18 protein-coding genes and 2 tRNA genes are annotated in these 17,743 nt (G+C 71.6%); 15 read left to right on the top strand and 5 right to left on the bottom strand.

What is annotated here, in order from left to right:
* Positions 1-17 precede the first annotated feature (17 nt).
* Positions 18-3,314 (top strand): BTAD domain-containing putative transcriptional regulator, encoded by a 3,297-nt coding sequence (locus IL992_RS24105; protein WP_193205648.1) that lies wholly within the window; start codon positions 18-20, stop codon positions 3,312-3,314.
* On the opposite strand, the gene IL992_RS24100 is transcribed toward IL992_RS24105, so the two are convergent.
* Positions 3,295-3,915 carry a hemerythrin domain-containing protein gene (locus tag IL992_RS24100; RefSeq protein ID WP_193205647.1) on the bottom strand — a complete coding sequence of 207 codons (621 nt, stop codon included), beginning with the start codon at positions 3,913-3,915 and terminating at the stop codon, positions 3,295-3,297. The genes IL992_RS24105 and IL992_RS24100 overlap by 20 nt on opposite strands.
* A gap of 145 nt (positions 3,916-4,060) precedes the next feature.
* Between IL992_RS24100 and IL992_RS24095 the strand changes: the two genes are divergently transcribed.
* The 10 genes from IL992_RS24095 to IL992_RS24050 all read left to right on the top strand — a co-directional run bounded on the left by IL992_RS24095 (position 4,061) and on the right by IL992_RS24050 (position 8,754).
* Positions 4,061-4,270, top strand: a complete 210-nt coding sequence (locus IL992_RS24095) for a transposase (RefSeq protein WP_139579905.1) — start codon at positions 4,061-4,063, stop codon at positions 4,268-4,270.
* A gap of 59 nt (positions 4,271-4,329) precedes the next feature.
* On the top strand, positions 4,330-4,761 hold the full coding sequence (locus tag IL992_RS24090) for a hypothetical protein (protein WP_193205646.1): 432 nt from the start codon (positions 4,330-4,332) through the stop codon (positions 4,759-4,761).
* 93 nt (positions 4,762-4,854) lie between these two features.
* Positions 4,855-4,927 (top strand) — tRNA-Thr (locus IL992_RS24085).
* 179 nt (positions 4,928-5,106) lie between these two features.
* Positions 5,107-5,180 (top strand) — tRNA-Met (locus IL992_RS24080).
* A 79-nt stretch (positions 5,181-5,259) separates the two neighbouring features.
* Positions 5,260-5,424, top strand: coding sequence for a 50S ribosomal protein L33 (gene rpmG / locus IL992_RS24075; RefSeq protein ID WP_030510782.1), 165 nt, complete (start codon positions 5,260-5,262; stop codon positions 5,422-5,424).
* A gap of 166 nt (positions 5,425-5,590) precedes the next feature.
* Positions 5,591-6,040, top strand: coding sequence for a MaoC family dehydratase N-terminal domain-containing protein (locus tag IL992_RS24070; RefSeq protein WP_193205645.1), 450 nt, complete (start codon positions 5,591-5,593; stop codon positions 6,038-6,040).
* A 2-nt stretch (positions 6,041-6,042) separates the two neighbouring features.
* Positions 6,043-6,471, top strand: a complete 429-nt coding sequence (locus IL992_RS24065) for a MaoC family dehydratase (RefSeq protein WP_142561267.1) — start codon at positions 6,043-6,045, stop codon at positions 6,469-6,471.
* Between the two features lie 56 nt (positions 6,472-6,527).
* Complete coding sequence (locus tag IL992_RS24060) at positions 6,528-6,881, top strand: hypothetical protein (RefSeq protein ID WP_193205644.1); 354 nt, start codon at positions 6,528-6,530, stop codon at positions 6,879-6,881.
* Between the two features lie 40 nt (positions 6,882-6,921).
* Positions 6,922-7,971, top strand: a complete 1,050-nt coding sequence (locus IL992_RS24055) for a UDP-N-acetylmuramate dehydrogenase (RefSeq protein WP_193205643.1) — start codon at positions 6,922-6,924, stop codon at positions 7,969-7,971.
* A 213-nt stretch (positions 7,972-8,184) separates the two neighbouring features.
* Complete coding sequence (locus tag IL992_RS24050) at positions 8,185-8,754, top strand: TMEM165/GDT1 family protein (protein WP_193205642.1); 570 nt, start codon at positions 8,185-8,187, stop codon at positions 8,752-8,754.
* 26 nt (positions 8,755-8,780) lie between these two features.
* Here the strand turns inward: IL992_RS24050 and IL992_RS48495 are convergent, their stop codons facing one another.
* Positions 8,781-11,645, bottom strand: a complete 2,865-nt coding sequence (locus IL992_RS48495; protein WP_319018783.1) for an ATP-binding protein — start codon at positions 11,643-11,645, stop codon at positions 8,781-8,783.
* A 138-nt stretch (positions 11,646-11,783) separates the two neighbouring features.
* Positions 11,784-11,951: a hypothetical protein gene (locus IL992_RS24040; protein WP_193205640.1), complete on the bottom strand. Its 168-nt coding sequence runs from the start codon at positions 11,949-11,951 to the stop codon at positions 11,784-11,786.
* 207 nt (positions 11,952-12,158) lie between these two features.
* On the opposite strand from IL992_RS24040, the gene deoC reads away from it, so the two are divergent.
* The 4 genes from deoC to IL992_RS24020 are packed head-to-tail and all read left to right on the top strand — an operon-like array spanning position 12,159 to position 15,628.
* A complete protein-coding gene (gene deoC, locus IL992_RS24035; RefSeq protein WP_193205639.1) occupies positions 12,159-13,097 on the top strand; it encodes a deoxyribose-phosphate aldolase in 939 nt (312 codons plus the stop codon).
* A 15-nt stretch (positions 13,098-13,112) separates the two neighbouring features.
* The gene (locus IL992_RS24030; RefSeq protein ID WP_193205638.1) at positions 13,113-14,540 is read left to right on the top strand and encodes an aldehyde dehydrogenase family protein; all 1,428 of its coding nucleotides are present in this window, start codon (positions 13,113-13,115) and stop codon (positions 14,538-14,540) included.
* Positions 14,530-14,760: a hypothetical protein gene (locus IL992_RS24025; RefSeq protein WP_193205637.1), complete on the top strand. Its 231-nt coding sequence runs from the start codon at positions 14,530-14,532 to the stop codon at positions 14,758-14,760. Before IL992_RS24030 ends, IL992_RS24025 begins: the two co-directional genes overlap by 11 nt.
* A complete protein-coding gene (locus IL992_RS24020; protein WP_193205636.1) occupies positions 14,753-15,628 on the top strand; it encodes an aldehyde dehydrogenase family protein in 876 nt (291 codons plus the stop codon). The genes IL992_RS24025 and IL992_RS24020 overlap by 8 nt, the downstream gene beginning before the upstream one ends.
* Here IL992_RS24020 and rho read toward each other — a convergent pair.
* Positions 15,625-16,767: a transcription termination factor Rho gene (gene rho / locus IL992_RS24015; RefSeq protein ID WP_193205635.1), complete on the bottom strand. Its 1,143-nt coding sequence runs from the start codon at positions 16,765-16,767 to the stop codon at positions 15,625-15,627. The two genes, IL992_RS24020 and rho, sit on opposite strands and share 4 nt — an antisense overlap.
* Before the next feature lie 255 nt (positions 16,768-17,022).
* Positions 17,023-17,601 (bottom strand): LURP-one-related/scramblase family protein, encoded by a 579-nt coding sequence (locus tag IL992_RS24010; RefSeq protein WP_193205634.1) that lies wholly within the window; start codon positions 17,599-17,601, stop codon positions 17,023-17,025.
* Positions 17,602-17,743: the final 142 nt, after the last annotated feature.

Raw genomic sequence — 17,743 nt, 5'->3', positions numbered from 1 at the left:
CCTATGCTTGCCCCGTCATGGTAAAACTGCGGGTTTTGGGGCGGATCGCGGCGGCGGTCGACGGGCGCCCCGCCGACCTCGGGACCTCGCTCCAGCGCGCCGTGCTGGCCCGGTTGGTCTGCGCCCAGGGACAGGTGGTGTCGACCGACCGGTTCGTCGACGACCTGTGGAGGGGCCAGCCGCCGCCGCGCGCGCTGGGCGCGCTCCAGGTCTACGTCTCCAACCTGCGGCGGGCACTGGAGCCGGGCCGCGCCCCCCGCGCCCCCGCCCGCGTGCTGGTCAGCGCTCCGCCTGGCTATCGGCTGGCCCTGGAGCCCGGCGACGTGGACGCCTGGCGCTTCCCCCGGCTGGTCGAGTCCGCCGCCGGCCTGCTCGCGGAGGGGCGGCACGCGCAGGCGCTCGAGGTTGTGGGCGAGGCGCTGGCGCTGTGGACCGGCCCGGCGTACGCGGAGTTCGGCGAGGAGGAGTGGGCCGTTCCCGAGGTGGTCCACCTGGACGAGCTCCGGGCGGTCGCGGTGGAGTACCGCGCCGAGGCCGGGCTCGCGCTCGGCCGCCACGCCGAGGTCGTCCCCGAGCTGGAGCGCCACCTCACCGCCCATCCCCTGCGCGAGAACGCCGTACGGCTGCTCGCGCTCGCCTACTACCGGGCCGGGCGGCAGGGGGAGGCGCTGGCGGTCCTGCGCCGGACCCGCGACCTGCTGGCCGACCAGCTCGGCGTCGATCCCGGGCCCGCCCTGCGCGCGGTGGAGGCGGACATCCTCGGGCAGGCCGCGTCGCTCGACGTGCCTTCTGTGGTCCGGGCTCCCGTGGTCCCGGCTCCCGCGCCCACTCCCGACCCCGAGCCCGTCCGCATGGTCGGCCGCACGGCGGAGCTGTCCAGGCTGGCCGCCGCGGCGGAGCAGGCCCGGGCCGGCTTCCGGATCGCCTGGCTCGGCGGGGATGCCGGCTCGGGCAAGAGCACGCTGGCCGACGCGCTCGTGCGGCGCCTGGCGGCGGACGGCTGGCAGACCGTGGTCGGCCGCTGTCCCGAGACGACGGGCGGCGTGCCGCCCGCGTGGGCGTGGAGCGAGGTGCTGCGAGAGCTGTCCGCGACCTGCCCGCCCGAACCCGAGACCGCGGCCAGGCTGGCGCCGCTGCTGACCGACGACGCCGCGCCCGTGGGCCAGTTCTGGCTGGCGCGGGCGGCCGGCGACTACCTGGAGGGCGTGCCGGGACCGCTGCTGATCGTGCTGGAGGACGTGCACCGGGCCGACGAGGAGACCCTCCAGCTCCTGCGCCACCTGGCGGGCCGCCTGACGCGGACGCCGGTCCTCGTCCTGCTGACGCACCGGCCGGCCGAGGCGGGCGACGACCTCACGGCCACCGGGGCGGCGCTCGCCGTGCAGTCGATGGAGAACATCACCCTGGGCGGCCTCGGCGAACGCGAGGTGGCCCGCCTGCTCGCGGAACGCTCCGGCACGCGGGTCGACGAGGCCACGGTGCGCACGGTCACCGAGCGGACCGGCGGCAACCCGCTGTTCGTGACCGAGACGGCCCGGCTGCTCGCGGTGGACGGCCCGTCGGCGGCCCACGCGCTGCCGCCCGGCGTGCGCGACCTCATCCGCCGCCGCCTCGCCCGGCTGCCCGCGACGGCCCGGACGACGCTGCGCAACGCCGCCGTCCTCGGCCGGGAGGCCGACGCCGACGTGCTGATCGCCATGCCGGGGGCCGACGAGGAGACCGTGCTCGACGGCCTGGAGGCGGGCGTGCTGTCCGGCCTGCTGGAGGAGCCGCGCCCCGGCCGCGTCCGCTTCGCCCACGTGCTCGTCCGCGAGACGCTGTACGAGGACATCCCGAGGCTGCGCCGTACGCGGATGCACGGCAAGGTCGTGGCGGCGCTCGAGCGGGTGCGCCCCGGCGACGTGGGGGCGCTCGGGCACCACGCGCTCGCCGCCGCGACGACCGCGACCGCCCTCACGGCGGCCGAGTACGCGGCGCGGGCCGCCGGCCAGGCGACCGCGCTGTACGCGCACAGGGACGCGGCGGCGCTGCTGGAGGGCGCGCTGGGCGCGCTCGACCTGCTGGGCGAAGGGGCGAGCGACGCGCCCGGGGACGTCCGCCTCGACCTCCTGTGCCGTCTGGTGTCCGCGCAGGCGCACGCGGGCGACGTGATCACGGCGGTGCACAACCGGACGAAGGCGCTCGCGGTGGCCCGTCAGATGGGGAGTCGTGTGGCGGTGGCGCGGGCGGTGTCCTCGCTCGACGCGCCGGTCATCTGGACCATCCAGCCCGGCCGCGCGCTCGACGCCGATCTCGTCGCGGCGATCGAGGAGTCGCTGCCCGCGGAGGCCGGGGAGCTGCGCTGCCGGACGCTCGTCGCCCTCTGCCACGCGCTCGAAGGACACGACCCGGAACGCATCGAGGCGGCCAGTGCGGAGGCGCTGGCGATCGCGGACGCCCTCGGCGACCTCCGCCTGCGCTGCATGGCGCTCAACGGCCGCTACTGGGTCTGCCTGACCCCGGACAGGCGGAACGACCTGGAGACGCTCGGGCACGATCTGCTGGCCGCCTCGGCCGCCGCCGGGCTGCTCGGATATCAGACGCTCGGCCATTTCTCGCTGCTCATGGCCGCGCTCAGCCGCAACGACTGGACCACGGCCCGCCGGCACGCCGACAAGGCCATGGAGCTGTCGACGAGCGGCCAGCTCGGCCTCGCCCTCGGCATCCTCGCCTTCCTTGACGCCCTGCACCTGCTGGTCAGGGGCGAGTTCGAGCGGGCCGAGAGCGTCTACACGCAGCTCGGGGAGCAGCTGGCCCGCACCGGTGACGCCAACGGCGCGATGGTGGGGACGGTCGGCCGTTTCGTGGTCAAGCTGGCGGCGGGGCGGGTCCACGAGTCGGTGGAGGAGCTCGCCGCTCTGTGGGAACGCCTGCCGCAGGACGTGGGCGAGCTGTACACGCGGGCGCTCGTCGATGCCGGCCGGCTGGAGGAGGCCCGCGTGGTCTGGGCCTCCGCGCGGGTCCCCCGCCGGGACTACTACTGGCTCGTGTTCATGTCTCTGCGCGCGGACAACGTGATCGCGCTCGGTCACCGGGCGGCGGCCGAGGAGTGCTACCGCCTGTTGCTGTCGTCCGACGGCGAGCTGGCCGGCCTGCACTCGGGCTCGGTCACGCTCGGGCCGGTCGCGCACACGCTCGGCGACCTGGCGGTGTTCCTGGGCCGGCCCGGCGACGCCGAGGCCCACTATCTGCGGGCCGCCGAGGTCGCCCGGCAGGTCGGCTCCCCGCACTGGGAGGAGGCCGCCCGCCGGGCGCTCACGCGGCGCCGAAGATGAGCCGCTCGCGGCGGCGGTGGGCGCGGCGCATCAGCGCCAGCATGACGACCAGGACGGGCCCGGCCAGCTTGCGCAGCTCCGCCAGCTCCTCCGGCCGCGCGTGCTGCTCGATCCTGGGCAGCTCGAAGCGCAGGTCCCCGCCCTTGCGCACGTGCTGCTCCATCTCCTCCCAGTCCTTGCCGGAGACGTGCCGCATGATGATCGGGAAGATCGTGCGCTCCTCCTCCTGGATGTGCTCGTCGAGCAGGTCGGCCAGCCGGCGCAGCGGCTTTGCCAGCTCGGCCGGGTCGCCCGCGACCGCCTGGATCTCCTCCAGCAGCGGGTCGAGCTCGGAGTGGTCCTCGCTCAGCTCGCTCAGGTCGATCTCGGCGCCCGCCGAGCGGACGAGCAGCGGCCACAGGTGGTCGTCCTCCGCCTTGTGGTGGTGGTGGATGCCGCGGCACAGCTTGGTCGCGTACTCACGGATGGCGGCGGCGCGCTCCGGGCCGCACGACTGCCGGCCCGCGGCGATCTCGGCGGTGACGTCGGCGAGGCGCCGGGAGTCGGTGCGCATCGCCCGGTGCGCGATGCGGAAGCCCAGCAGGTTGGGGGTGTCGGACATCGGAAGACCCTTCGTGAACGTGGGGGACGGTGGTGCGTCACACTCACTGTGCGGCCCGGCACTTGGGGTCGATTAAGACCCTACTTAAGACGATTCCCATGGGACGGGAGATAGCCGTGGGGAAAACCCGATAGCTTGTTCCCCTATGGACAGCCGATGGGTGGGACCGGACGGTTACGAGATCGTCCCCGCGTACCGCCGCGACCGCCAGGTGCTGCGGGTGCGGCGCAACGGTCAGGTGGTCGCCGACTGCCTCTCGGTCGAGGAAGTCGCCCGGTATGTCGACCTCGCCGATCTCTGCGAGGTGATCCCGCTGCCCGCCAGGGCAGGCGACGCCCGTACGGCCGTCAAATAGCCAGGTCACAGGCGTAACAGCGGCGGGCCCTGGGCACTCAGAGTGCCGAGGGGGAATCGATGCGCCTGCCTGTCTGTCTGCCTGTCTATCTGCCTGTCACCGTCACCGCGCTCTGCCTCGCCGTCGGCGGCTGCGGATCGGCGCCCACGGGCTCCGCGGCCGAGACGCCGGTGTACGTGCTCAATCTCCAGAACTCCGAGCGGGGAAGGGCCGAGCAGCGGCCGGCGAACCTCGTGCTCTCGGAGTTCAGCACGATGAGCGGGGTCACCTGGCGGACCTGGGGGCCGACCCGGGCGTCCGGCGCGGGCAAGATCAGCGGCACCTGGTGCCTGCCCGAGTGCGCGGACGCGCCGTACGCCGCCACGGTGACGCTGAGCAGCGTGATCCCGGTGAAGGGTAAGGGCTACTTCAGCCGGTACGCGGTCACGGCCGATGTGCCTGTCCGGCACCGTCCCGAGGCCGACCTGTCCGGGGTGCTGCCGACGCCCTGAGCCGTGCGCCGGAGGGGAGATTCGAATTCGCGCACACCGCCGTGGCCGTGTATGGTTACACCTGTCCGCAGCGCGAGAGCGGCAAGCGGACCCGCCCCTATAGCTCAGTCGGCAGAGCGTCTCCATGGTAAGGAGAAGGTCAACGGTTCGATTCCGTTTGGGGGCTCTAGCCGGAAAGTCCTATCCAAGCAGTGTTTCTGACTGAGCGCTGCAGGGTGGGGCTTTCGGCTTGGTGGGGACACCTCGTTCCCATCGGAAGACCGATCTCGATCATGGCTGATCCCGATGCGTGAATAGCCGTACAGGTCGGGTATCCTTGCGTGGCCGGATCCAGTTTCCGGCCGAGGCGGAGTAGCTCAGTCAGGCAGAGCAAGCGGCTCATAATCGCTGTGTCGCCGGTTCAAGTCCGGCCTCCGCTACTACCCTGCCGGGTCACCTGAACAAGGGGACCCCGGTGTGGGTTGTCCAGTAGTCCCGAACGCAGAAAGGCACTCCCACGTGGCTGCCGCAGACGTTAGGCCGAAGATCACGCTGGCCTGCCAGGAGTGCAAGCACCGCAACTACATCACGCGGAAGAACCGGCGCAACGACCCGGATCGGCTTGAGCTGAAGAAGTACTGCCCCAACTGCAAGACGCACCGGGCGCACCGCGAGACCCGCTAGGTTACGGCACGGACCGCACGCACTTCCGACACCGGCGTTCCCTTCCGGGGGCGCCGGTTTGTCGTGTCCGGCCGGTGTCGTGTCCGCACGGTGCGGGGCCGGTGTTCGCCGGTGCGGGTCTGTTACGGTACGGCCTACCCAGCTCATCTCGAAGGAGCCCGGCCCGATGCCTTTGAACCGTGATTTCGTCGGGCGGACGTACGAGTCGTCCGCGCCCTACGAGGTCAGCCGCGTGAAGATCAGCGAGTTCGCCACCGCGATCGGCGACTCCAACCCGATCTACCACGACAGGCAGGCCGCCGTGGCCGCCGGGCACCCGGACGTCGTCGCGCCGCCCACGTTCCCCATCGTGTTCAGCCTTTTCGGGACCGGTGACGCGCTCGCCGACCCCGACCTCGGGCTCAACTTCGCGATGGTCGTGCACGGCGAGCAGAGGTTCGAGTACGAGCGGCCCATCCACGCGGGCGACGAGCTGGTGTGCACCTCGACCGTCGCGGAGATCCGCAGCGTCGGCCGCAACGAGTTCCTGACCCTGCGCAGCGACGTCTCGACCACCTCGGGAGAGCTGGTCTGCCGCACGTACAACATCATCGTGGAGCGGGGAGGGGCGGCCTGATCATGGCGGCGACGGTCAAGTACGACGAGGTGGAGACCGGCCAGGAGATCCCGGCGGTCGAATACCGGGTCCGCCGGGTGGACCTGGTGAGGTACGCCGGCGCCTCGGGCGACTTCAACCCCATCCACTGGAACGAGCGGTACGCGAAGGCGGTCGGCCTGCCCGACGTCATCGCGCACGGCATGTACACGATGGCGCAGGGCGGCCGGTTCGTGACGGACTGGGCGGGCGACCCCGGCGCGGTGGTGGAGTACGGCGTGCGGTTCTCGTCCATGGTCGTGGTGCCGGACGACGACAACGGCGCGACGATCACGATCAGCGGGGTCGTCGAGGACAAGCGTGAGGACAAGCGCGTCGTCGTCGCGCTGACCGCGAGGTCCGGCGACGCCCGCGTCCTGTCCAAGGCCCGCGCGGTGGTCCAGCTCTCCTGAGCGCCCCCTCCCGGCCGGCCCGATTGGCCGTGGCGGTGCTGGGTAGCGGTCGGATCGTGAGCGAGCGAGACATCGAAGCGAAGAACGAGCCGGTCACCACCCAGCGGGAGCACGGCGACGCCGCCGGCGTCGCCGCGGAGACCCAGGACCCCGGCAAGGCCGGCGACGCCCACGGCGGCGCGATGCCGCGCCCACGGGCGCGGAACGCCAGGGAGGCCGCCGCAGCCGCGGGCCCGGAAGAGATCACCGAGGTCAAGCGGGACGTCGCTCCCGGTGGGACGATCGAGACCGCACTGACCCCCTCGGGCGAGCCGTCGGTGGTCGCCTCCCAGCTGTTGTGGGACGGCAGTTCGGCCACCTCGAGGGTCGACGAGTCGATCGCCGAGGCGGAGCGCGAGGACCGCGGATAGCTATCCTGTTCGTCGGCATGTTCCGGGTGCGAGGAGACCGATGGCTGACCGGTTGGCAGGGGTGCCGCTCGCCCCGTACACCACCCTGCGTACGGGCGGACCGGCCCGGGCGTTCACGCAGGCGCAGACGCAGGACGAGCTGGTCGCGGCCGTGGCCGAGGCCGACCGTGAGCGCGAGCCCGTGCTGGTGCTCGGCGGCGGCAGCAACCTCGTGGTGTCCGACGACGGGTTCGACGGGCTCGTGGTGCGCGTCGCCACCCGGGGCGTCGACGTCGCGGTCGAGGACGGGCGTGCGCTGGTCATCGTGCAGGCGGGGGAGGACTGGGACGCCCTGGTCGCCCGCTGCGTGGCCGAGGGCTGGTCGGGGGTCGAGTGCCTGTCGGGCGTTCCCGGGCTGGTGGGCTCCACCCCGATCCAGAACGTCGGCGCGTACGGGCAGGACGTCTCGCAGACCGTCGCCGCCGTCCGCGTGTACGACCGGGTGACCGGCGAGGTGGGGGACCTCACGGCGGCCGAGTGCGGCTTCGCCTACCGGGACAGCGCGTTCAAGCACGACCCCGGCCGGCACGTGGTGCTGGCCGTCACCTACGCCCTGGAGCGCTCCCCGCTGTCGGGGCCCGTGGCGTACCGGGAGCTCGCCGCCCGGCTCGGGGTGGAGATCGGCGCGCGGGTGCCGCTGGCCGACGCGCGGGAGGCGGTGCTGGAGCTGCGGCGGGGCAAGGGCATGGTGCTCGACCCCGACGACCCGGACACGCGCAGCGCGGGGTCGTTCTTCACCAACCCCGTGCTCGGCCCGGAGGAGGCGGCCGCCCTGGCGCTGCGGGCCCCCGGCCATCCGCGCTGGGACCTGCCCGACGGCACGGTCAAGGTGCCGGCGGCGTGGCTGATCGAGAACGCCGGGTTCCCCAAGGGCTACGAGAAGGGCCGGGCCCGCATCTCGACCAAGCACACGCTGGCCCTCACCAACCCCTCCGGCGAGGCGGGCGCGGCCGAGTTGCTGGCGCTGGCCCGCGAGGTGCGCGACGGCGTGCACGAGAAGTTCGGGGTGTGGCTCGTCAACGAACCCGTGCTGGTGGGAGCGAGTCTTTAGCTCGGATAAACTCGGAGAACACCGAAGGGGAGTAGTCCAGAATCCACTGATCGACACACTGGCGGTTCGTCCGCCCGGTCGTGGAGCCCTCGTGGCGGACGAGACCTTCGGCCCGACAGTCATGACCACATGCTGCCGGGCCGAAGTCGTGCCCGAACTCCCCGGGTGTCGTACGGCGGCCCGGTCGCACCTCCCCTGTAGGAAGGCGACCCCGTGCAAGCCCTCTGGATCTCACTCGTCGTCATCTTCGTGGCCGAGCTGGGCGACAAGAGCCAGCTCATGGCCCTGACCTTCGCGACCCGCTTCAAGACGGGGCCGGTGCTGGCCGGCATCACCGCCGCGACCGCGCTCGTCCACCTCTTCAGCGTCGGCCTCGGCAGGATCGTGGGCGACGCACTCCCCACCACCGCCATCTCGATCATCGCGGGCCTCGCGTTCCTCGCCTTCGCGGCGTGGACCCTGCGCGGCGACGAACTCACCGAGGAGGAGAAGGGCAAGGCGGCCCGGACCACCCGCAACGCGTTCATCGCCGTCGCCGTGGCGTTCTTCCTCAGCGAGCTGGGCGACAAGACCATGCTCGCCACCATCACGCTGGCCACCCAGCACGGCTGGTTCGGCACGTGGGTCGGCTCGACCGTGGGCATGGTCGCCGCCGACGCGCTGGCCATCCTGGTCGGCCGGTTCCTCGGCGCGCGCCTGCCAGAGAAGTGGATCAAGTACGGCGCGGCCGCCGCGTTCGCCGTGTTCGGCGTGCTGCTGCTGGCCGAGCCGCTGTTCGCCTGAGTCCCGCTCGCCTGAGTCCCGTTCGCCTAATCGAGGAGGGACAGGCGGTGGGCCGCGGCGGCGGCCTCTCCCCTGGTCGACACGCCCAGCTTGGGCAGGATGTTCGACACGTGCACGCTGACGGTCTTGGCCGAGATGAACAGCTCGGCCGCGATGTCCCGGTTGCTGCGCCCGGCCGCCACCAGGCGCAGCACCTCCAGCTCGCGGGGGGTCAGATCGGCCTGCCGTACGGGCTCGGACGGCGTGGCGTCGGAGAGAGGTGAGCCGACGCGGCGGGCCAGCGTCTCGATCTGGGTGACCAGGGGGGTGGCGCGCAGCGCGACCGCGAGCGGGCAGGCCTCACGCAGACGTGCCGAGGCCCCCTCGCGGTCGCCGCTCGCGGCGGCGGCCATGGCCCCGTGCAGCAGCGCCTTGGCCCGGACGTACGGACGGCCCAGCCGCTGCCACGCCTCGGCCGCGGCGTCGAACTCGCCCCGGTAGACCAGCCCGAACGCCTCGTTCACCGGCCCGTCGCCCAGGTTGACGGCCAGACGGTCGCCCAGCTCCCGCACAGGAGCCACCCGGTCGGGGGCGACCGGAGCCGCCGCGTCGCAGACATACCGGACCGAGGCGAGCAGCCGCCCGGCGAGCATCGCCTTGCGCGACAGCGGCGGGTCGTCAAGCGCCGCCTCCAGCACGTCGAGGGCCGTCAGCGGCTCGCCGCGCAGCATGTGCCAGGCGAGGACCAGGCGGGTGTTGTTCGTCCACTCCTGCGTCTGCTCGTCCCGGTGTGGGGAGAAGGCGCCGACCTCGGTGAGGATGTCCTGCGCCAGGTCCTCCTCGCCGCGCGCGATCGCGATGTCGGCCCGGACGCGCAGCATGTGCCACCGGTTGCGCAGGGTCGGTCCCATCGTCATGGCCCGCTCGATGACCTCGACGGCCTCGTCCCACCGGCCGAGCGACTCCAGCGCCTCCGCCCGGTTGTTGGCGATGAACACCCCGTGCTGGCGGAACCTGCCGTACCGCCGGGCGAGCTTCTCGCCCTTGAGGGCGAGTGCCACGGCCTCCTCCGAGCGGCCGAGGTTGTCGAGGGCGTCGACGTTGTTCGCCAGGGCACGCAGGATGATCCGCGGTGCGTCGAGCCGGGTCCCGATCTCCAGTGCCCGCTCGTTGGTCGCGAACGCGGTCTCCAGGTCGCCGTCGATGGAGTGGCCGAGCGCGAGGTTGATCAGGAGGTCGGCCTCCTGGACCTTGTCGCCCGTCTCGCGGGCGATGCGCAATGCCTCCTGGGTGAGCGCGGTGCCCTCGACGATCTCGTCCGAGTTGATCAGCACGGTGCCCAGCCGGGTCAGCACGAGCGTGCGGATGTCGCCGGGCAGCGGGACCAGCCGCTCGGCGCGCCGCAGGTCATCCAGGCCGCCGGGCTTGCCCTTCTGCGACTTGATGTTCCCCATGCGCACCAGCAGTTCGGCCACCCGCTCGGGGGAGGTCCGCTCGTCCAGCTCGGCGAGCGCGCCGCGCACGTACTTGAGGCTCTGCTCCATGTCGCCGCTGACGTACGCCGCCTCGGAGGCCCGCTCGAGCACCGTGCAGTGGTCGTGGCCGATGCGCTCGGCGGCGTCGGGAACCTTGTCCCACAGGGTCAGCACGCGTTCGAGGAGCTGGACCTGCTCGGTGTAGGCGAACGACTTGGCCGCCTTCTCGGCCGCCTCCCAGGCCGAGATCAGCGCCCACAGGTCGTCGCGGGCCGAGTACCAGTGGTGGGCGATCTCGATGGCCGCCCGGCCCGGGGGCACCAGGGTGCGGTCGCGGTCGATCTCCTCGGCGTACCGCGCGTGCATCCGCGCGTGCTCGCCGGGCAGCAGCTCGTCGTGGACCGCCTCGCGGATCAGCGCGTGCCGGAACGCGTACGCCCCGCCGTCGGCCACCTGCAGCACGTTGGCCGCGATGGCCGGCCGCAGCGCGTTCTCCAGGTCCACGTCGGACAGGCCGCTGACCGCCGCGAGCAGGCCGTGCCCGACGCGTACGCCACCGGCGGCGGCGACCCGGAGCACCCGCTGGGTCTCCTCGGGCAGCCGCTCCACCGAGCCGATGATCAGGTCGTGCAGCGAGTCGGGGAACGAGCACTCGTCGCCGCAGTCGAGCAGCGCCTCCACGAACAGCGGGATGCCGCCGCTGCGTTCGAAGACCCGGTCCACCCTGGCGAACTCGGGGGTCACCCCGAGGATCCCGGCCATCTGCGCGGCGACCTCGTCCTGGGTGAAGCGGGGCAGGTCCACCCGAACCACGCCGTCGACCCGCCCCAGCTCGGCCAGCACCGGCCGCAGGGGATGGGTGCGGTGCAACTCGTCCGAGCGGTACGTCATGACCATCAGGACGGGAGCCGACCTGATGTTGCGGCTGAGGAAGGCGATGAGGTCCCGGCTGGAGCGGTCCGCCCAGTGGATGTCCTCGATGACGAGCACCACCGGCCGCCGCTCGGCGAGGCGCTCGAGCAGGGCGAGGATCAGCTCGAACAGTCGGGCGCGGGCCGACTCGGTCTCCCCGTCGCCACTCGGCTCGCCGAACTCGGGCAGCAGCCTGGCCAGGTCGCGGGCGGCGCCGTCGGGCAGCAGGGCGGCGACCTCGGCCGCGCCGCACTCCCGGACGAGCTGCCGCAGCGCGGCGGTGAACGGCGCGTAGGCCAGCCCCTCGGCGGACAGCTCCACGCAGCCCCCGACAAGCACGTGGGCGCCGTCCTGTACGGCCTGCTCGGCGAACCGGCCGGCGAGGCGGGTCTTCCCCACGCCCGCCTCGCCGCCGATGAGCACCGCCGCGGTGATCTGCTTTCTGGCCTGGTCGTAGGCCTCGCCCAGGGTTTCAAGCTCCGCGCCCCGCCCGACGAAGACGGGGCTCACCGCCCGGCGTGTCATGTCCTCAAGCATGTCATGACCCTTTGCGTGGCTTCGCATGATTTTTCATGGCACGCGTCACGCTGTCGTCACCGCGTCGTCATGGCGGCTCAAAGGCCCGGCCGGGAGGGAGGGTCCGGCCGGGCCTTCGTACGCGTCTCATGAGGTGCGGAGCTTGCCGAAGGCCGCACGCAGCCGGCGCTGGCCGGAGCGCTGCTGAGCCTTCCTGCCCGCCTGCGCCTGGCGGGCGCGGCGGTGGTCGGCGGCCTCCTCCTGGAGCTCGGTCGCCCGGCTGATCATTACCTGGTAGTGCAGTTCGGGACCCATCGCTGTGTCTCCTTGTTTCGGGTCTCTTTCCGTACTCCTCAAGGTTCGGTCTAAGGCGTGGTGCGGCACATCGGGCGGATGCCCTATCTCTGGCACGGCCTTACGGCATAGGACTTCTAAGGCGGGTAAGGCGATGCCTTAGGGACGCCGGGATCCCCGGGTTTGGAATCATTCCGACTGGTCGGGGATGCTGGTCTCGTGCCAACTATGACTACTCCGCTCGCGGAGGTCGCCTCCTCACCCTCGACGCTGCGGGCGTTCTTGCATGGACTTCCCGGGGTCGACCGGGTCGGGGCGGACGCCCGGGCCGCGATGCTGGGCACGCGATCCATCAAGACGACCGCCAAGAAGCAGGCCATCGACATGGCCATCGGAATGGTCGACCTCACCACCTTGGAAGGCGCGGACACCCCCGGCAAGGTCAGGGCGATGTGCGCCAAGGCGGTGCGGCCCGACCCCGCGGACGCGTCGGTGCCGCCGGTCGCCGCCGTCTGCGTCTACCCCGACCTGGTGGCGACCGCCGTGGAGGCCCTCGCCGGATCCGGCGTGAAGGTGGCCTCCGTCGCCACGTCGTTCCCCAGCGGCCGGTCCTCCCTGGAGGTGAAGGTCGCCGAGACGTCCCTCGCCGTGGCCGCCGGAGCAGCCGAGATCGACATGGTCATCGACCGCGGCGCGTTCCTCGCCGGCGACTACCTCAAGGTGTACGAGGAGATCGTCGCCACCAAGGAAGCGTGTGGCGACGCGCATCTGAAGGTGATCCTGGAGACCGGCGAGCTCGCGACGTACGACAACGTGCGGCGGGCCTCCTGGCTCGCGATGATCGCCGGGGCGGACTTCATCAAGACCTCGACCGGCAAGGTGTCGCCTGCCGCGACCCTCCCGGTGACGCTCGTCATGCTGGAGGCCGTGCGCGACTTCCTGGCCGCGACCGGCCGCAAGGTGGGCGTGAAGCCCGCGGGCGGCATCCGCACCACCAAGGACGCGATCAAGTATCTGGTGCTGGTCAACGAGACCGCCGGACCGGACTGGCTGCACGCCGACTGGTTCCGTCTCGGCGCCTCCTCGCTGCTGAACGACCTGCTCATGCAGCGGCAGAAGATGGCCACCGGCCGGTACGCCGGTCCCGACTACTTCACGCTGGACTGAGGGCTGGACTGAGGCATGTTCGAATACGCACCCGCGCCCGAGTCGCGGGACATCGTCGACATCCGGCCGTCGCACGGCCTGTTCATCAACGGCGAGTGGGTCGAGCCGCAGGGCGAGGAGCGCCACAAGACCGTCAACCCGGCCACCGAGGAGGTGCTCGCGGAGGTCGCGTGGGCGGGGGAGGCCGACGTCGACCGCGCGGTCCAGGCCGCGGCCAAGGCGTTCCCCGTGTGGTCGGCCATGCCGGGCGCGGAGCGGGCCAAGTACCTGTTCCGGATCGCCCGGATCATCCAGGAACGGGCGCGTGAGCTGGCCGTCCTGGAGACGCTCGACAACGGCAAGCCGATCAGGGAGTCCCGCGACGTGGACCTCCCGCTGGTCGCCGCCCACTTCTTCTACTACGCCGGCTGGGCCGACAAGCTGGCGTACGCCGGGTTCGGTGAGAACCCCCGTCCGCTGGGCGTGGCCGGGCAGGTCATCCCGTGGAACTTCCCGCTGCTCATGCTGGCCTGGAAGATCGCGCCCGCGCTGGCCTGCGGCAACACGGTCGTGCTCAAGCCGGCCGAGACCACGCCGCTGACCGCGCTGGCGTTCGCCGACATCTGCCGCCAGGCCGACCTGCCGCCGGGGGTCGTCAACATCGTCACCGGCGCGGGCGAGACGGGCGCCGCGCTCGTGAACCACCCCGGCGTGGACAAGGTCGCCTTCACCGGTTCGACCGAGGTCGGCCGCCTCATCGCGAGGAGCCTCGCGGGGACCCGCAAGAAGCTCACGCTGGAGCTCGGCGGCAAGGCCGCCAACATCGTGTTCGAGGACGCGCCGCTGGACCAGGCCGTCGAGGGCATCGTCAACGGCATCTTCTTCAACCAGGGCCACGTCTGCTGCGCCGGGTCGCGGCTGCTGGTGCAGGAGTCGGTCGCCGCAGAGCTGCTGGAGGCGCTCAAGCGGCGCCTCGGCACGCTGAGGCTCGGCGATCCGCTGGACAAGAACACCGACATCGGCGCGATCAACTCGGCCGAGCAGCTCGCCAAGATCCGCGAGCTGTCGGAGGCCGGGGAGGCCGAGGGCGCCGAGCGGTGGTCGCCCGCCTGCCCGATCCCCGACCGCGGTTACTGGTTCCCGCCCACCGTCTTCACCGGCGTGGCCCAGTCGCACCGCATCGCCCGGGAGGAGATCTTCGGGCCGGTGCTCTCGGTGCTGACCTTCCGCACCCCCGCCGAGGCGGTGGAGAAGGCCAACAACACGCCGTACGGGCTGTCGGCCGGCGTGTGGACCGAGAAGGGCTCGCGCATGCTGTGGATGGCGTCCCGGCTGCGGGCCGGCGTCGTCTGGTCCAACACGTTCAACCGGTTCGATCCGACCTCGCCGTTCGGCGGCTACAAGGAGTCGGGCTACGGCCGTGAGGGCGGACGCCACGGTCTGGAGGCCTACCTTGCGGTGTGATCATCCCTCCGGCCGCCCGTCCGGCAGGTGCGACGACGGGCAGCGCCGCCGCCTGGTGCGGCGGGCCCACGCGGGGGCCGGGGAGGGCTTCTCCCGGGGCCGCCGCTCCCGCCGCTTCGCCGTACGGCACGGCTGGTTCGCGCACCGCGGCGGCGTGTGCCGGTGCGGCCAGACCTATCAGCCGGCCCGTCCTCTGGAGATTGGAACCTTCGATGAGTGAGCGCACCGAACGGTTGAGCGTGCGCAAGACGTACAAGCTGTTCATCGGCGGCGCGTTCCCGCGTTCGGAGAGCGGAAGGTCGTATGTCGTGACCTCCTCCAAGGGCGACTTCCTCGCCAACGCGGCCAGGGCCTCGCGCAAGGACGCCAGGGACGCGGTCTCGGCCGCGCGGAAGGCGTTCCCCGGCTGGTCGGGCGCCACGGCGTACAACAGGGGCCAGATCCTGTACCGGATCGCCGAGATGCTGGAGGGTCGCCGCGCCCAGTTCGCCGCCGAGGTCGCCGACGCCGACGGCGTGGGGGTCAAGAAGGCCGGCGAGCTGGTGGACGCCGCGGTCGACCGGCTGGTCTGGTACGCGGGCTGGTCCGACAAGATCGGCGCGGTCCTCGGGTCGGCCAATCCGGTGGCCGGGCCGTACTTCAACCTGTCGAGCCCGGAGCCGACGGGCGTGGTCGCGGTGGTGGCCCCGCCGGCGGGACCGCTGCTGGGACTGGTCAGCGTGATCGCGCCGGTGATCGTGACCGGCAACACCTGCGTGGTGGTCGCCTCCGAGCGCGCGCCGCTGCCGGCGATCACGCTGGCCGAGGTGCTGGCGACCTCCGACCTGCCGGGCGGGGTGGTGAACATCCTCACCGGCTCGGCCGCCGAGATCGCCCCCTGGCTCGCGGGCCACATGGACGTCAACGGCATCGACCTGACGGGCGCCGACCCCGAGCTGGCCGTCACGTGTGAGGAACTGGCCGCGGAGAACCTCAAGCGGGTGCTCCGGCCGCCGGCCGATCGTGTGGACTGGCTCGCCGACCCCGGCATCGAGCGGATGACGGCATTCCTGGAGACCAAGACCGTCTGGCATCCGATCGGGATCTAGCCCTTCGCCAGGGCCAGGAGGAGTTCGGCGTTCGAGCCGGTGTTCTTCATCGAGGTGAGGAAGCGTTCGAACCCCTCCTGGTCCTGCAACGCCCGGCGCAGCCGCCAGACCAGCGGCTGCTCCGCGGGGTGGAGCAGAAGTTCCTCGCGGCGCGTGCCGGAGGCCACGACGTCGACGGCGGGGAAGACGCGGCGGTCGGCCAGGCTCCGGCTCAGCTTCAGCTCCATGTTGCCGGTGCTCTTGAACTCCTCGAAGAGGTTGTCGTCCATCTTCGAGCCGGTCTCCACCAGTGCGGTGGCGAGGATCGTGAGGGAGCCGCCGTCCTCGATGTTGCGGGCGGCGCCGAGCAACTTCTTGGGCTGGTGCAGGGCGCGGGCGTCCATGCCGCCCGTGAGGAGGCGCCCGCCGTTCGGCGCGGCCACGTTGTACGCCCGGCCGAGGCGGGTGATCGAGTCGATGAGCACGACCACGTCGCGGCCCGCCTCCACGAGCCGCTTGGCCCGCTCGACGGCGAGTTCGGCCGCGGTGATGTGGTCCTGCGGCGCACGGTCGAAGGTCGAGGCGATCACCTCGGCCCGGACCGACTCGCGCATGTCGGTGACCTCCTCGGGCCGCTCGTCCACCAGGACGACCATGAGGTGGCATTCGGGGTGGTTGGTCGTGATCGCGTTCGCGACGGCCTTGAGGAACATCGTCTTGCCGGCCTTCGGCGGGGCGACGATCAGGCCGCGCTGGCCCTTGCCGATCGGTGCGAACAGGTCGATGACCCGCGTGGCCAGCACGTTGCGCGTCGTCTCCAGGCGCAGCCGCTCGTGGGGGTAGATCGGCACGAGGTCGGCGAAGTGAGGCCGCGCGGTGTTCACGGGTTCGTCGTTCACGACCGTGACGGCGGTGAGCATGCCGTTCTGGGCGATGCCGCGGACGTGGTCGCCGCGGCGCAGGTCGAGCGCGTCCGCGAGCGCGGCCGGGACGGTCACGTCCTTCGGGCCGGGCAGGTAGCCGTTCGTCCGGATCACCGTGTTCCTGCCCGCCCGGTCGAGCAGGCCGGTGACCTCGGTGGTTCGGGTGTTCTTCGTACGGGCCGGCGTGGTGCGGGAAACGCTGCGCGGCTTGGGAACGCTGAGAGTGGTGGTGGTCATGGAACTCCTTGGGTCTGGGATGTGCGGGTGCATGCTGATGGGGGAAATGGCCGGTCCGGCCGGAGCAGGCGCAGCGTCTCAGCGCCTGTCGGGCCCGTGATGCTTCGGCCGTTGGCTGCGAGATGCTCGCGGAATACATGTGATGCGCGTATGGGCTCATCAGTGTTCACTGGCGGTCACCAGACCGCGGAGCCAGAACCATACGGCTTGTCGCTGACTATAACAGGCTCACCTGTCGCCGTAATCCCCTGAGATCTACCGGGACTGCAGGGCGTCGAGCGCCACCGCCATGGCGATGACCAGGCGGCGGTCGAGGCGCGGGTCGCGGATCTCGATGGCGTACCGGTCGCGCAGGCCCCACCTGCGGTCCACGGTGAACGCGATCGAGGCGCCGATGCTGAAGTCGAAGTGGTAGGGCAGCCACTCCAGCGAGTCCGAGAACCGGCGTAACAGGGCGACCGCCAGGTTCCGTTCCTGCCCGGTCAGCGTCGGCAGTCCCGGCTGCTGAAGGTGCCAGGTCGAGCGGAGCAGCGACCGGCCGAAATCCTTGCGGAACGTCCCGACGGGGTTCCCGGCGTCGTCCACCACGTCGTACTCGCCGGCGAGGTCCAGGACCTTGCGCGCCTTGAACCCGGCCAGCGTCGCCTGCCGGGACTCGTCGGTGTAGAGCGTCACCTGCTCCTTGAGGGCCATCCGCTTCTGCTCGGCGAAGGCCACGACCTCGCCTTCCGAACCGTCGGGGAGAGCCACATGGACGACGTACCTGTTCACCATCACGGTGATCTTCTGGCGCAGGTACAGGCGGGTCTGCGCCTGCAGGGTCGCTATATCCATATGAGACTCCAAGGACGGTCTTTTGCCTCCCTATATGCCCTCTCCCGGAGGAAGATCACCAGCGAGATTCGCGCTGGACGGCTTCAGTGACCATAACCACACTTTTCGGGCTTGATGAAACGAGGAGAGATCCCTATAAGGT

This window comes from Microbispora sitophila (assembly GCF_014892245.1).
GTDB lineage: Bacteria > Actinomycetota > Actinomycetes > Streptosporangiales > Streptosporangiaceae > Microbispora > Microbispora siamensis.
Note: the sequence above shows the minus strand (reverse complement) of the source record. Positions and strands in the feature narration are given on the sequence as shown.

Excerpts from the sequence above, each read along its gene's own strand:
- IL992_RS24105 (WP_193205648.1), top strand. The coding sequence starts at position 18 with ATGGTAAAACTGCGGGTTTTGGGGCGGATCGCGGCGGCGGTCGACGGG.
- IL992_RS24100 (WP_193205647.1), bottom strand. The coding sequence starts at position 3,915 with ATGTCCGACACCCCCAACCTGCTGGGCTTCCGCATCGCGCACCGGGCG.
- IL992_RS24095 (WP_139579905.1), top strand. The coding sequence starts at position 4,061 with ATGGACAGCCGATGGGTGGGACCGGACGGTTACGAGATCGTCCCCGCG.
- IL992_RS24090 (WP_193205646.1), top strand. The coding sequence starts at position 4,330 with ATGCGCCTGCCTGTCTGTCTGCCTGTCTATCTGCCTGTCACCGTCACC.
- IL992_RS24070 (WP_193205645.1), top strand. The coding sequence starts at position 5,591 with ATGCCTTTGAACCGTGATTTCGTCGGGCGGACGTACGAGTCGTCCGCG.
- IL992_RS24065 (WP_142561267.1), top strand. The coding sequence starts at position 6,043 with ATGGCGGCGACGGTCAAGTACGACGAGGTGGAGACCGGCCAGGAGATC.
- IL992_RS24055 (WP_193205643.1), top strand. The coding sequence starts at position 6,922 with ATGGCTGACCGGTTGGCAGGGGTGCCGCTCGCCCCGTACACCACCCTG.
- IL992_RS48495 (WP_319018783.1), bottom strand. The coding sequence starts at position 11,645 with ATGACACGCCGGGCGGTGAGCCCCGTCTTCGTCGGGCGGGGCGCGGAG.
- IL992_RS24040 (WP_193205640.1), bottom strand. The coding sequence starts at position 11,951 with ATGGGTCCCGAACTGCACTACCAGGTAATGATCAGCCGGGCGACCGAG.
- deoC (WP_193205639.1), top strand. The coding sequence starts at position 12,159 with ATGACTACTCCGCTCGCGGAGGTCGCCTCCTCACCCTCGACGCTGCGG.
- IL992_RS24030 (WP_193205638.1), top strand. The coding sequence starts at position 13,113 with ATGTTCGAATACGCACCCGCGCCCGAGTCGCGGGACATCGTCGACATC.
- IL992_RS24020 (WP_193205636.1), top strand. The coding sequence starts at position 14,753 with ATGAGTGAGCGCACCGAACGGTTGAGCGTGCGCAAGACGTACAAGCTG.
- rho (WP_193205635.1), bottom strand. The coding sequence starts at position 16,767 with ATGACCACCACCACTCTCAGCGTTCCCAAGCCGCGCAGCGTTTCCCGC.
- IL992_RS24010 (WP_193205634.1), bottom strand. The coding sequence starts at position 17,601 with ATGGATATAGCGACCCTGCAGGCGCAGACCCGCCTGTACCTGCGCCAG.